The sequence below is a fragment of the Escherichia sp. TC-EC600-tetX4 genome, assembly GCF_019356055.1.
Taxonomy (GTDB): domain Bacteria; phylum Pseudomonadota; class Gammaproteobacteria; order Enterobacterales; family Enterobacteriaceae.
In genome coordinates, this window is sequence record NZ_CP079924.1 from 682,485 (window position 1) to 695,890 (window position 13,406).

12 protein-coding genes are annotated in these 13,406 nt (G+C 50.7%); 4 read left to right on the forward strand and 8 right to left on the reverse strand.

What is annotated here, in order from left to right:
* Positions 1-154 precede the first annotated feature (154 nt).
* Complete coding sequence (cca, locus tag KXD89_RS03310) at positions 155-1,393, reverse strand: fused tRNA nucleotidyltransferase/2',3'-cyclic phosphodiesterase/2' nucleotidase/phosphatase Cca (protein WP_000708487.1); 1,239 nt, start codon at positions 1,391-1,393, stop codon at positions 155-157.
* Positions 1,394-1,456: 63 nt separating this feature from the next.
* Positions 1,457-2,077, reverse strand: coding sequence for a TIGR04211 family SH3 domain-containing protein (locus tag KXD89_RS03315; RefSeq protein ID WP_001125331.1), 621 nt, complete (start codon positions 2,075-2,077; stop codon positions 1,457-1,459).
* A gap of 241 nt (positions 2,078-2,318) precedes the next feature.
* Here KXD89_RS03315 and ygiF point away from each other — a divergent pair, with 241 nt between their 5' ends.
* The 3 genes from ygiF to hldE are packed head-to-tail and all read left to right on the forward strand — an operon-like array spanning position 2,319 to position 7,964.
* Positions 2,319-3,620, forward strand: coding sequence for an inorganic triphosphatase (gene ygiF, locus KXD89_RS03320; protein WP_000046281.1), 1,302 nt, complete (start codon positions 2,319-2,321; stop codon positions 3,618-3,620).
* 22 nt (positions 3,621-3,642) lie between these two features.
* Complete coding sequence (glnE, locus tag KXD89_RS03325; RefSeq protein ID WP_001301081.1) at positions 3,643-6,483, forward strand: bifunctional [glutamate--ammonia ligase]-adenylyl-L-tyrosine phosphorylase/[glutamate--ammonia-ligase] adenylyltransferase; 2,841 nt, start codon at positions 3,643-3,645, stop codon at positions 6,481-6,483.
* A gap of 47 nt (positions 6,484-6,530) precedes the next feature.
* On the forward strand, positions 6,531-7,964 hold the full coding sequence (gene hldE, locus KXD89_RS03330; protein ID WP_000869178.1) for a bifunctional D-glycero-beta-D-manno-heptose-7-phosphate kinase/D-glycero-beta-D-manno-heptose 1-phosphate adenylyltransferase HldE: 1,434 nt from the start codon (positions 6,531-6,533) through the stop codon (positions 7,962-7,964).
* Between the two features lie 119 nt (positions 7,965-8,083).
* Here the strand turns inward: hldE and ibsE are convergent, their stop codons facing one another.
* The 4 genes from ibsE to KXD89_RS03350 all read right to left on the reverse strand — a co-directional run bounded on the left by ibsE (position 8,084) and on the right by KXD89_RS03350 (position 11,076).
* Positions 8,084-8,143, reverse strand: coding sequence for a type I toxin-antitoxin system toxin IbsE (gene ibsE / locus KXD89_RS03335; protein WP_010723221.1), 60 nt, complete (start codon positions 8,141-8,143; stop codon positions 8,084-8,086).
* Between the two features lie 315 nt (positions 8,144-8,458).
* Positions 8,459-8,518, reverse strand: coding sequence for a type I toxin-antitoxin system Ibs family toxin (locus KXD89_RS03340; protein ID WP_001387081.1), 60 nt, complete (start codon positions 8,516-8,518; stop codon positions 8,459-8,461).
* A gap of 240 nt (positions 8,519-8,758) precedes the next feature.
* Entirely contained in the window at positions 8,759-10,420 is a 1,662-nt protein-coding gene (locus KXD89_RS03345) for a flotillin family protein (protein WP_001311137.1), read from the reverse strand.
* 26 nt (positions 10,421-10,446) lie between these two features.
* Positions 10,447-11,076, reverse strand: a complete 630-nt coding sequence (locus KXD89_RS03350) for an OB-fold-containig protein (RefSeq protein WP_000599926.1) — start codon at positions 11,074-11,076, stop codon at positions 10,447-10,449.
* A 268-nt stretch (positions 11,077-11,344) separates the two neighbouring features.
* On the opposite strand from KXD89_RS03350, the gene glgS reads away from it, so the two are divergent.
* On the forward strand, positions 11,345-11,545 hold the full coding sequence (glgS, locus tag KXD89_RS03355) for a cell surface composition regulator GlgS (RefSeq protein ID WP_000350095.1): 201 nt from the start codon (positions 11,345-11,347) through the stop codon (positions 11,543-11,545).
* Positions 11,546-11,587: 42 nt separating this feature from the next.
* On the opposite strand, the gene KXD89_RS03360 is transcribed toward glgS, so the two are convergent.
* On the reverse strand, positions 11,588-12,652 hold the full coding sequence (locus KXD89_RS03360) for a fimbrial protein (RefSeq protein WP_001269802.1): 1,065 nt from the start codon (positions 12,650-12,652) through the stop codon (positions 11,588-11,590).
* 1 nt (position 12,653) lies between these two features.
* A complete protein-coding gene (locus KXD89_RS03365; protein WP_001269824.1) occupies positions 12,654-13,403 on the reverse strand; it encodes a molecular chaperone in 750 nt (249 codons plus the stop codon).
* Between the last annotated feature and the right edge of the window lie 3 nt (positions 13,404-13,406).

Consider the following 13,406-nt stretch of genomic DNA (forward strand, 5'->3'; position numbering starts at 1 on the left):
GTTGTCAACGATTGCGTAGGCCGAATAAGGCGTTCACGCCGCATCCGGCAATCAACGCCTGATGCGACGCTTGCGCGTCTTATCAGGCCTACAACTGTCGTTGACATGTAGCCGGATAAGGCGTTTACGCCGCATCCGGCAAAATGCCCAATACTCATTCAGGCTTTGGGCAACGTTGTTCCTTCCAGCTGGCTACCGCCGCAATCCGCCGTCGGGTCAGCTCCTCGCGAATCTCCACACCTTTAAATCCCGCTTCAACGACGGCTTTTGTCGGCACTGACTGCGCCACTTCCCAGGCTTCGCGCAACCAGCGGCCTTGCGGGTAGTCCGCTGATTCAAAACCGGTTCTGCCGCGCACGTCAGCCTCGCTGGTCAGCGCCAGTTGCTCGACACGCTGCGGTTTACGCCAGGCATCGATGGAATCAAATAATTTGACGATGGTTTTTGGGTTCAGCATTGGGAAGGTGTGGATGAGATCGTGAAACTCAGCCACCAGTCTGGCTAAATCGCGAATTTCATTTGGCACGCGCAGACGCTGGCATAGTTGTTCCACTAACTTAACACCCGCCGGGCCATGACCATGATGACGCGGCCAGAGTTCTGGCGGCGTCAGCCCTTTACCGAGATCGTGGCATAAAGTTGCGAAACGGACATCGACCTGCGGACTCAGCATCGCCGCCATTGAGAGCGTCATTAAGGTATGAATACCCGTATCGATTTCCGGATGCCACTTGGCAGGGGCCGGAACGCCAAACAGTGCGTCAATTTCCGGGAATAAAACGCGCAGTGCGCCGCAATCGCGCAGTACCTGGAAGAACACCTGTGGATTGCGGGTGGTGAGGGCGCTTTCCGTCTCTTTCCATACCCGTTCAGGCGTCAGGTGTTCCAGTTCACCCGCATGGGTCATCTCGCGCATCAACGCCAGAGTTTCATCGGCAATACGAAAACCGAGGTGGGCATAACGCGCAGCAAAACGCGCCACGCGCAATACGCGTAACGGATCTTCGCCAAAAGCGGGGGAAACATGGCGCAACAGACGATTTTGCAGATCGCCCAGACCGTTGTACGGGTCGATAATCTCGCCGTTATCGTCCTGGGCCAGCGCATTAATGGTCAGATCGCGACGCTTAAGATCATCTTCCAGCGTGACATCCGGTGCGGCATAGCAAGTAAAACCGGTGTAACCGGAACCGGATTTCCGTTCGGTACGTGCCAGCGCATACTCTTCATGCGTTTGCGGATGCAGAAACACAGGAAAATCGCGGCCTACCTGCTGGTAGCCCGCGTCGAGCATCTCCTGTGGCGTACTGCCGACCACCACCCAATCTCTGTCTTTGACCGGTAGCCCTAACAATGCATCCCGAACAGCACCACCGACCAGATAAATCTTCACGCCATCATCCCTTCGTCAAATACACAATTCCTAATAATAAGACAGTGCAACGAAGAAGGCGATTTAGTTCATCCAGCGATCTTTGCGTTTGCGGCTTGGGATCAGGTGCGGCAGTACCAGACCGAGCAGCAAGCCAAGCCCCAGCACGCCACCGCCATACATAAACCATTGCATGATGATGGTGCGCTGTTTGTCATCCAGCTGTACGCTGGCGGCATCGACCTTTTTCTGCGCGACAATCAGCTCGTTTTTCAGTTTCTGATTTTCTTCTTTTAACCCGTTGATCACGCTGTCGCTCTGCGCCACTTTTTGCTGCATTTCTGCGGTGCGCTGATTCCAGGTGTTATCGATATTGGTGAGTTTATCGGTCAGGGTTTTGACCTGATTTTCCAGATCTGGCACACGGGAGCGCAGGCTTGGCTCAGTGCTAAGTTGTTTCAACGGGATCCAGGCGGTACGGCCAGAGCTGTCTTTCACCTGGGCATAATTGGTGTTGGCGTCAGTTTGTAATAAGGTCACTTCCTCGCCGGCGTTAACCGTGCCCACGAGGCGATAATGATCTCCCGGACCGCTGCGGACCCAGGTATTCAGTTCGTCGGAAACATAGCGCGTTTCTTCAGCGTGTGAGACGGCAGTCGCGCTAAGTGCGAGTAAAGTTAATCCGATCAGGCGTAATTTTGGCATCAGGCTGTCGTTATTGTCATGGAAAGTGGAACGATAGTAGTGGCATCAGTGTCGCTACGCAAAGCATTCGACATCAATCGGAATCCTCTGTGTCAGGTCTTGCCACTGCTTCAAACTTTTACGCCCGTCAAATTGCCCGTTGCATGGCAATTTGGCGCAAAATACTATCTACTGACAAAAAAGATCGCATTAAGTTCGCCGTTCATCGTCACTTATGTGACATAACCGATAAGTAAAGGCCATGGCTCAGGAAATCGAATTAAAGTTTATTGTTAATCACAGTGCCGTTGAGGCGTTGCGTGACCATCTCAATACGCTGGGCGGCGAGCACCATGACCCCGTGCAGTTGCTGAATATTTACTACGAAACGCCGGATAACTGGCTGCGTGGGCACGATATGGGCTTACGTATTCGTGGCGAAAACGGTCGCTATGAGATGACCATGAAAGTTGCAGGAAGAGTGACAGGCGGCTTACATCAGCGCCCGGAATATAACGTGGCGTTGAGCGAACCGACGCTCGACCTGGCGCAGTTACCGACGGAAGTCTGGCCGAACGGCGAATTGCCCGCCGATCTCGCCTCCCGCGTGCAGCCGCTGTTCAGCACCGATTTTTATCGCGAAAAATGGCTGGTGGCGGTCGATGGTAGCCAAATTGAAATCGCCCTCGACCAGGGGGAAGTGAAAGCGGGTGAATTTGCTGAACCTATCTGTGAGCTGGAACTGGAACTGCTTAGCGGCGACACGCGCGCGGTGCTGAAACTGGCGAACCAACTGGTATCGCAAACCGGATTACGCCAGGGCAGCCTGAGCAAAGCGGCGCGTGGCTATCATCTGGCGCAGGGCAATCCGGCGCGTGAAATCAAACCGACCACCATTTTGCATGTTGCGGCAAAAGCCGATGTGGAACAGGGGCTGGAAGCGGCGCTCGAGCTGGCGTTAGCGCAATGGCAGTATCATGAAGAACTGTGGGTACGCGGCAACGATGCGGCGAAAGAACAGGTGCTGGCAGCCATTAGCCTGGTCCGTCATACGCTGATGCTGTTCGGTGGTATTGTGCCGCGTAAAGCGAGCACTCACTTACGTGATCTGCTGACTCAATGCGAGGCGACCATTGCTTCTGCGGTGTCTGCCGTGACGGCGGTCTACTCTACCGAAACGGCAATGGCGAAGCTGGCGTTGACCGAATGGTTGGTAAGCAAAGCATGGCAGCCATTTTTAGATGCCAAAGCGCAGGGCAAAATCAGCGACTCCTTCAAACGCTTTGCCGATATCCATCTTTCCCGCCATGCCGCTGAACTGAAAAGCGTTTTCTGCCAGCCGTTAGGCGATCGCTACCGTGACCAGTTGCCACGCCTGACGCGTGATATTGACTCAATACTGTTGCTGGCGGGTTACTATGATCCTGTCGTCGCGCAAGCCTGGCTGGAGAACTGGCAGGGGCTGCATCACGCTATTGCGACCGGGCAACGCATCGAAATTGAACATTTCCGTAATGAGGCAAACAATCAGGAACCGTTCTGGTTGCACAGCGGAAAACGTTAATCAGGCAAGGATAAAATCGCTTATGAAGCCGCTCTCTTCACCGTTACAGCAGTACTGGCAGACCGTTGTTGAGCGGCTGCCAGAGCCTTTAGCCGAGGAATCACTTAGCGCACAGGCGAAGTCAGTACTTACTTTTAGTGATTTTGTGCAGGACAGCGTGATTGCGCATCCAGAGTGGCTGACGGAACTGGAAAGCCAACCGCCGCAGGCCGACGAATGGCAGCATTACGCGGCATGGTTGCAGGAGGCGCTCTGTAATGTGAGTGACGAAGCCGGGTTAATGCGCGAGCTGCGGCTATTCCGGCGGCGCATTATGGTGCGCATCGCCTGGGCGCAAACGCTGGCACTGGTTACTGAAGAGAGCATATTGCAGCAGCTCAGCTATCTGGCGGAGACGCTGATTGTTGCGGCGCGTGACTGGCTGTATGACGCCTGCTGCCGCGAGTGGGGAACGCCGTGCAATGCGCAGGGCGAAGCGCAACCGCTGCTGATTTTAGGCATGGGTAAGCTGGGCGGTGGGGAGCTGAATTTCTCCTCTGATATCGATCTGATTTTTGCCTGGCCGGAACATGGTTGTACGCAGGGTGGACGCCGGGAACTGGATAACGCGCAGTTTTTTACCCGCATGGGGCAGCGGCTGATTAAAGTGCTGGATCAACCAACGCAGGATGGCTTCGTCTATCGCGTGGATATGCGGCTGCGTCCGTTTGGCGAAAGTGGCCCGCTGGTGCTGAGCTTTGCCGCGTTGGAAGATTATTACCAGGAGCAGGGGCGCGACTGGGAGCGTTACGCGATGGTCAAGGCGCGGATTATGGGCGATAGCGAAGGCGTCTATGCTAACGAGTTGCGTGCGATGCTGCGCCCGTTTGTTTTCCGTCGTTACATCGATTTCAGCGTGATTCAGTCGCTGCGCAACATGAAAGGGATGATTGCCCGTGAAGTGCGTCGACGTGGTTTGACCGACAATATCAAACTCGGCGCAGGCGGCATTCGCGAAATTGAATTTATCGTTCAGGTGTTCCAGCTCATTCGCGGCGGACGCGAACCGTCGCTGCAATCGCGCTCTTTACTGCCAACGCTCAGCGCCATTGCCGAGCTGCATCTGCTTTCTGAAAACGATGCTGAACAATTGCGAGTGGCGTATCTGTTCCTGCGGCGTCTGGAAAACCTGCTGCAAAGCATTAACGACGAACAAACCCAGACGCTTCCTTCTGATGAGCTTAATCGTGCGCGGCTGGCGTGGGCGATGGACTTTGCTGACTGGCCGCAACTGACCGGGGCGCTGACCGCACATATGACCAATGTGCGCCGGGTGTTTAATGAATTGATTGGCGACGATGAAAGTGAAACTCAGGAAGAGTCGCTGTCGGAACAGTGGCGTGAGCTGTGGCAGGATGCGTTGCAGGAAGATGACACTACGCCAGTGCTGGCGCATCTTAGCGAGGATGATCGCAAACAGGTGCTAACGCTGATTGCCGATTTCCGCAAAGAGCTGGATAAGCGCACCATCGGGCCGCGAGGACGTCAGGTGCTCGACCATCTGATGCCGCATCTGCTAAGTGATGTCTGTGCGCGTGAAGACGCTGCCGTTACGCTGTCGCGCATTACCGCCTTGCTGGTGGGGATTGTTACCCGCACCACCTATTTAGAATTGCTCAGTGAATTCCCCGCGGCGCTTAAACATTTGATTTCTCTGTGTGCCGCGTCGCCGATGATTGCCAGCCAGCTGGCGCGTTATCCATTATTGCTGGATGAATTGCTCGATCCAAACACCCTTTACCAGCCGACGGCGACCGATGCCTACCGCGATGAGTTGCGCCAGTATTTGCTGCGCGTGCCGGAAGATGACGAAGAGCAACAGCTTGAGGCGCTGCGTCAGTTCAAACAGGCGCAGCTGTTACGCATCGCCGCAGCGGATATCGCCGGTACGCTACCGGTGATGAAAGTGAGCGATCACTTAACCTGGCTGGCGGAAGCCATGATAGATGCCGTCGTTCAGCAGGCGTGGGTTCAAATGGTTGCCCGCTACGGTAAGCCGAATCACCTGAACGAACGCGAAGGGCGTGGTTTTGCGGTGGTCGGCTACGGCAAGCTGGGCGGCTGGGAGTTAGGCTACAGTTCCGATCTTGACCTTATCTTCCTCCATGATTGCCCAATGGATGCGATGACTGACGGTGAGCGGGAAATCGACGGGCGGCAGTTTTATCTGCGTCTGGCGCAACGCATTATGCATCTGTTCAGTACGCGTACCTCTTCCGGCATTTTGTATGAAGTGGATGCTCGACTGCGTCCGTCCGGGGCGGCGGGAATGCTGGTGACATCCGCAGAAGCATTTGCCGATTATCAGAAAAACGAGGCCTGGACGTGGGAACATCAGGCGCTGGTGCGTGCGCGTGTAGTGTACGGCGATCCGCAGCTCACCGCGCACTTTGACGCAGTGCGTCGCGAGATTATGACGCTGCCGCGTGAAGGTAAAACTCTGCAAACGGAAGTGCGGGAAATGCGCGAGAAAATGCGCGCTCATCTCGGCAATAAACATCGCGATCGCTTTGATATCAAAGCTGATGAAGGGGGAATTACCGATATCGAATTTATTACCCAATATCTGGTGTTGCGCTACGCTCATGAAAAACCGAAGTTAACGCGCTGGTCAGACAACGTGCGTATTCTGGAACTACTGGCGCAAAACGACATTATGGAAGAGCAGGAAGCGATGGCGCTGACCCGTGCTTACACTACGCTTCGCGATGAACTTCATCATCTGGCATTACAGGAATTGCCGGGCCATGTGTCGGAGGATTGCTTCACCGCAGAGCGTGAACTGGTGCGGGCAAGCTGGCAGAAGTGGCTGGTGGAAGAATGAAGTATGGTATTATCGCGCGCAAATTTTGAATCTCTCAGGAGACAGGAATGAAAGTAACGCTGCCAGAGTTTGAACGTGCAGGAGTGATGGTGGTTGGTGATGTGATGCTGGATCGTTACTGGTACGGCCCCACCAGTCGTATCTCGCCGGAAGCGCCGGTGCCCGTGGTTAAAGTGAATACCATCGAAGAACGTCCGGGCGGCGCGGCTAACGTGGCGATGAATATCGCTTCTCTCGGTGCTAATGCACGCCTGGTCGGGTTGACGGGCATTGACGATGCAGCGCGCGCGCTGAGTAAATCTCTGGCCGACGTCAACGTCAAATGCGACTTCGTTTCTGTACCGACGCATCCGACCATTACCAAATTACGGGTACTTTCCCGCAACCAACAGCTGATCCGTCTGGATTTTGAAGAAGGTTTCGAAGGTGTTGATCCGCAGCCGCTGCACGAGCGGATTAATCAGGCGCTGAGTTCGATTGGCGCGCTGGTGCTTTCTGACTACGCCAAAGGTGCGCTGGCAAGCGTACAGCAGATGATCCAACTGGCGCGTAAAGCGGGTGTTCCGGTGCTGATTGATCCAAAAGGTACCGATTTTGAGCGCTACCGCGGCGCTACGCTGTTAACGCCGAATCTCTCGGAATTTGAAGCTGTTGTCGGTAAATGTAAGACCGAAGAAGAGATTGTTGAGCGCGGCATGAAACTGATTGCCGATTACGAACTCTCGGCTCTGTTAGTGACCCGTTCCGAACAGGGTATGTCGCTGCTGCAACCGGGTAAAGCGCCGCTGCATATGCCAACCCAAGCGCAGGAAGTGTATGACGTTACCGGTGCGGGCGACACGGTGATTGGCGTCCTGGCGGCAACGCTGGCAGCGGGTAATTCGCTGGAAGAAGCCTGCTTCTTTGCCAATGCGGCGGCTGGCGTGGTGGTCGGCAAACTGGGAACCTCCACGGTTTCGCCGATCGAGCTGGAAAATGCTGTACGTGGACGTGCAGATACAGGCTTTGGCGTGATGACCGAAGAGGAACTGAAGCTGGCCGTAGCGGCAGCGCGTAAACGTGGTGAAAAAGTGGTGATGACCAACGGTGTCTTTGACATCCTGCACGCCGGGCACGTCTCTTATCTGGCAAATGCCCGCAAGCTGGGTGACCGCTTGATTGTTGCCGTCAACAGCGATGCCTCCACCAAACGGCTGAAAGGGGATTCCCGCCCGGTAAACCCACTCGAACAGCGTATGATTGTGCTGGGCGCACTGGAAGCGGTCGACTGGGTAGTGTCGTTTGAAGAGGACACGCCGCAGCGCTTGATCGCCGGGATCTTGCCAGATCTGCTGGTGAAAGGCGGCGACTATAAACCAGAAGAGATTGCCGGGAGTAAAGAAGTCTGGGCCAACGGTGGCGAAGTGTTGGTGCTCAACTTTGAAGACGGTTGCTCGACGACCAACATCATCAAGAAGATCCAACAGGATAAAAAAGGCTAACCGGAAAGCGGTTCACAGATCTCGCTTCGTACATGGCAGGCCTATTGACGCTGTTGTTTTTTCAACCTAGAGTAAAGGAACAAGGGTAAGGGAGGATTTCTCCCCCCTCTGATGAGTTGTTAGTAAGTCGGGAAACTTAACAGTAACAACACAACCAGTATGATGACGAGCTTCATCATAACCCTTTCCTTATACAAGGCCCCTTCTTCGGGAGGGGCTTTCCCGTTTCAGCCCCTTGCTGCCCCCCGATTGTTGATGAGCGCCGGACCCCGCGCAATGCTTTCCCAGAGGCAATTTTGCCTTCCCCGAGCGGTCACGCAAAACGCTGCAACGTCCTGAGCATTTGCACCTTTTAGCGGAACGCAGATATAAAAAATCCCCGGCTTTTTGGGCCAGGGATATGTGTTAATGAAACCTTCTTGACGCTGATTTTTTTTCAACCTAAAGTAAAGGAACAAGGGTGAGGGAGGATTTCTCCCCCCTCTGATTGGCTGTTAATAAGCTGCGAAACTTACGAGTAACAACACAATCAGTATGATGACGAGCTTCATCATAACCCTTTCCTTCTGTAAGGCCCCCTTCTTCGGGAGGGGCTTTCCCGTTTCAGCCCCCTGCTGACTCCCCGATTGTTGATGAGCGCCAGACCCCACGCAATGCTTTCTCTGATGCAGTTTTGCCTTCCCCGAGCCGTCACGCAAAATGCTGCAACAACCTGATCATTTGCACTTTTTAGCGGAACGCAGATATAAAAAATCCCCGGCTTTTTGGGCCAGGGATTATTCCTGGAAGAGGGTTTACTCTGCTTTTTCTTCGACGGGAGTTGTTGAGGTTAAGGGTGAAGTCAATGCCGCCAGTGAGCCGCCTGAAACGCCAATTTCATTGAGCAAGGAGTCAATCAGCGGTGCCTGTGTGCGGTAAGAGAGAGCGGCTGATAATGCTTGTTCCGCCAGGTTTCCGCCCCCCACATTACCCGTGTTTGCATCACCCGCAGCGCCGCCACGATTCAGACCATCGACCTGAATAATCTTGATACCGTCGATTGACTTCATCGGCTCAACGGATTTCTCTATTACCGCAGGCAGCGCCTGCAACAAGGCCAGTTTGAATTTAAGGCTGGTTTGTTCATCAGAAAGTACGTTGATAGCATCGTTCAGCGCACGTTGTGCTTCTGCTTCCGCCAGACCCTTTTTACGTGTAGCTTCGGCTAACTCAACGATAGCCGCCGCCTGCATCTCTGCGGCTTCTTTTTCTGCTTTCGCCCGCACGGTCAGTTCAACCGCTTTGGTTTCTGCATCCTGCGCGGCAGCGATTAGGGCAACTTGTTTAGCACGATCGGCTTCGGCAGTCTGGCGAGTGGTTTCTACGTTTTGTTGGGCGCTTACCGCTTCTGCAAGTGCGAGATTAGCACGCGCTTCTGCCTGGGACTGTTGTTCCGATTTGGCGGCAATAGCGATCGATTTCGTCTGGTTAGCGATTTCGGTGACCTGCTGCTGTTCGATCTCTTTAATGCGAACTTCACGTTCAGCTTCAACCTTTCTTGAGCGGACGGCCTGTTCGCGGTCGATTTCTGTTTCCTGAATCTGTCGTTCAGCCAGAATTCGTGTCTGCTCTGCTTCACGACGACGTTCAGCTTCAAAAGCCGCAATACGTGCATTCTGTTCGGCAGTACGGGTTTTAACCTGCTGCTCCTGCTCAAGCGTCATAAACGCTTCTTGCTGTTCAATCTCCAGCTTGCGCGATAGCGCATCGCGATTTTTTTCACGCACCGCAACTTCTACATCCTGTTCAACTTCGTTACGTTCGCGGCGACGGCGCTCTGTTTCCTGAGTCAGTTTGGTTAAACCTTCGGCGTCAAAGGCATTGTTCGGATTGAAATGTTCTTTCGAGGTCTGGTTAAAGTTGGTAAGTGAAACGCTCTCCAGTTCCAGACCGTTTTTCGACAGGTCTTCTGCCACTGTATTTTGCACCCCCTGCACAAAGTTCTCGCGGGTATCCTGTAACTCATGCATGGTCATTTGCGCAGCTGTTGCACGGAGGGCATCGACAAATTTATCTTCAACCAACATACGTAAGTCTTCAGGCGACAGGGTGCGTTGCCCCAGCGTCTGGGCAGCGGTGGCAATCCCTTCTACTGAAGGTTTTACCCGCACAAAGAAAGCGACTACTACATCGACGCGCATACGATCTTTCGTAATCAGGCTATCAATGGTTGAGCGGCTGACTTCCAGCTTCAGAGTATTCATATTGATGGGGATTATTTCATGAAAGATCGGCATCACGATTGCGCCACCGCTCATTACCACTTTTTGCCCACCTAAACCAGTACGAACAAAAGCTTGCTCTGCCGAAGCGCGACGATAGAGCCTGGCGAAAATAATTCCAATAATAAACAGAATGCATACGGCAATAATTGCGGTAAACATCCAGGAGGGCACAGAATTAACAATATCATCCATTATTAAATTTCCTTTTGATTAATAAATTACAATATTTGGGGCCAGGGATTATTTTCCGCCAAATATCGCGTTGCAGAAAGTCGGCAAATAATTAACACTTTGTCTCCTTTAGTGAAAATTTTTCCTTCTTCAGGCTCCAGTAGTAAATAATGTATTTGGCCAAATTGATCGGTGAGTTTTCCTTCGCAGGGATTACCTGAAGTGGCTTGATGACCGGTAATTAACGCCATGCTACCAATATATTCTTCTTCTGTAATAGCTGAACTATGGTCGCGTGGAATCCAGGGCGCAACTATTTTACCGGTATAATGCACCGCAATAATCGTAAACAGTAAACTGACAGGAACCACGAACAGGTTCGACAGTGGTGATTGCCAGACCATGATGCAGGCATGCTGCAACAGGATGCCAATAAGACCAAAAAAACCAGCCAGTAAGCAGAGAACGACGAGAGCTGGCAATCTTCCAATATTGAGATAATGAAGTGCCTGGCTAATATGACCTGTGGTTATAGAATCATAATGGTCAAGATGTGCATCAAGAGCACCGGAGAGCATGTGACCGCAGATAAGCGCAAAAATTTCTAACAGGCCGATCAACAGTACAAAGGAAATAGCGAAAAGATAAGGGGTGTTATAGTCGGCGAATAAAATCATATATCACTCCAATGTCCATTTAGTGACGCAATATTTACTTTGTAATAGTTTCCTTGCTTACATTTATCTGTGTTAATAATAACACAGGTTAGAGAAGTTCTGGAAGAGAAAGTCTTTTAATATGGTTTTTTATTTTTCACTAAAAAGTGTGATCGGGGACAATATATTTACGCACGTTATGTTTAAAGGCACTACACTGATTGGGGAATACTGAAATCAGAAAAAGCATATGGCCTTAAAAGGTATGCGATAACCGGAGGATGTGCTTATGGATCATAGTCTTAATTCTTTAAATAATTTCGATTTCCTGGCGCGTAGTTTTGCCAGAATGCACGCAGAAGGTCGCCCGGTCGATATTCTGGCCGTTACTGGTAACATGGATGAAGAACATAGAACCTGGTTTTGCGCACGTTATGCCTGGTATTGTCAACAGATGATGCAGGCAAGAGAGCTGGAGTTAGAGCACTGATATAACGGGCCTGATGGCCCGTTTTAGTGTTTGTATTAGATACTAGTTATAGGTGATTTTCAGGATTACGTCTTTACTAAACGGTCCCTCAACAACCGTTTCTGCCGGGTTCGCACTCAGTTCTGCCCTGAATGGTGCGGTGACCGAAGGCGCACTAGACGATGAAAAAGAAGCAAATTGTGAGAAGCGGTTAAATTCCGTTGCTGTTCCATCGTTATGAAATATCTTCAATAGCAGACCATTACCTATATCCAGATGGCTATAATCACTCAAAATATCCGTAGTGAAAAAACTCCCTAAAATATTAAACTGCTCAGTACAGGCCGCACCCGGATCTTTGGTCATGACTACGCTAAACGTCTCACTCACGCTGGTATTTTTAATTGTTCGGGAATTTATTTTACCAAAGTCGACAACGCCATCAGCTGGTTCCAGATCAACATTAACAAAGCAGTCAAGGACATGAATGTTATTTAATCCGCGAATCCTGAAGGTCAGATTTTTATCTACTTCTATAGCACCTGCTCCGCTCATACCTTTAAATTCAAGTGCTATATATTCGTCAGGTAATACAAGTTTTTTATTTACTTTATTGGCATTTTTAGCTAGCTTAATATATAGCTGCACTCGTACTGGAAAAGTTACTGATAATTGCGGTTCAGGACCGCCACTACAGACTGCGGGCTTTTTGTAGCCATTCCCGAAGGTTCCGGCTCCCTTTATATCAATACATACAGGTGCTGCAATAGGTAGTGGAGATGTAGAATCATAATCAACCCCATTATAAGTTACACCGAAAGTATAAGAGTTTTGATTATAAAAGTCTTGACCTGATGCTAACAACATCATTATATTTGCCCATGCAGATGGGTATTCTTCTCCTGGAGATGGGCCTGGTAGTGCATTATTACAGAAAACATTCATAAAATATTCACTGCTTTGCCAGATTTTATCACCTTTTTTACCATCGCTGGGGATAGAGATTCTTGGTACGTAACCAATGACAACGGTATTTCCACCTTCATGTTCAGCATAGCAGTCCATTGCCCATGCAGGTAATGAACTAAAACCCATAAAAAAAGTAATAACAATTAACAAGTAGCGCATATTATTGATCTCGGTTGGCTACAGAAATATTACAAATGTTATTTACTACAGGGCAGTTTATTTCATAAAAACTTAATCCACCAAAGTCATTGATATAACCCACCTGAAAAGTTGACGGAACATTTTTAAACTGCGTATTTGCATAGCTAAAAGGGGTTACCATTAAGCTTTGCGTTTGTGGTAACATCGTTACCCCATTTGTTCCGATATAACCCAGCGTAACGTGATAAGGCATCTTATTGTTAAAGCGGATCGAACCGTCATTTCTACGAATGATTTCAACTTTTTCGTAAGTCATTACCCCATCGTCTTCTAATTCAATGGCTTTTGGCCGCCAGAATAGTTTCAATGCGTGCTGCATAGTGACTTGCATCACATTTTTTTTATCTGTTTTGGGCGGTATTTCTCGCACGTTAAAATAGAAGAGCGTTTCTCTGTCTTTAGGAAGTTGAGCAATTTTTTCCTGAGTTATCATTCTTATTTGAATTTGCTCACTGGGATTTAAACGCACCATTGGAGGAACAGTGACAATAAAGTCACGCGATTTATTGCCTTTCGTATCTTCTATCCATGTTTGGGCCAGATAGGGCAGGTTTTTACTTTGATTAGTAAGTTTTAATGCTTCGCCTTTATCTGACTCATTCATTATGATACGGGTACGATCCGGGATGATGGCACCCCAGGCAATGCTGCTCATACAGGAGAGTAATACTCCTGCTGCAATGATATTCTTTGTATTTAAGTAGCGCATTAG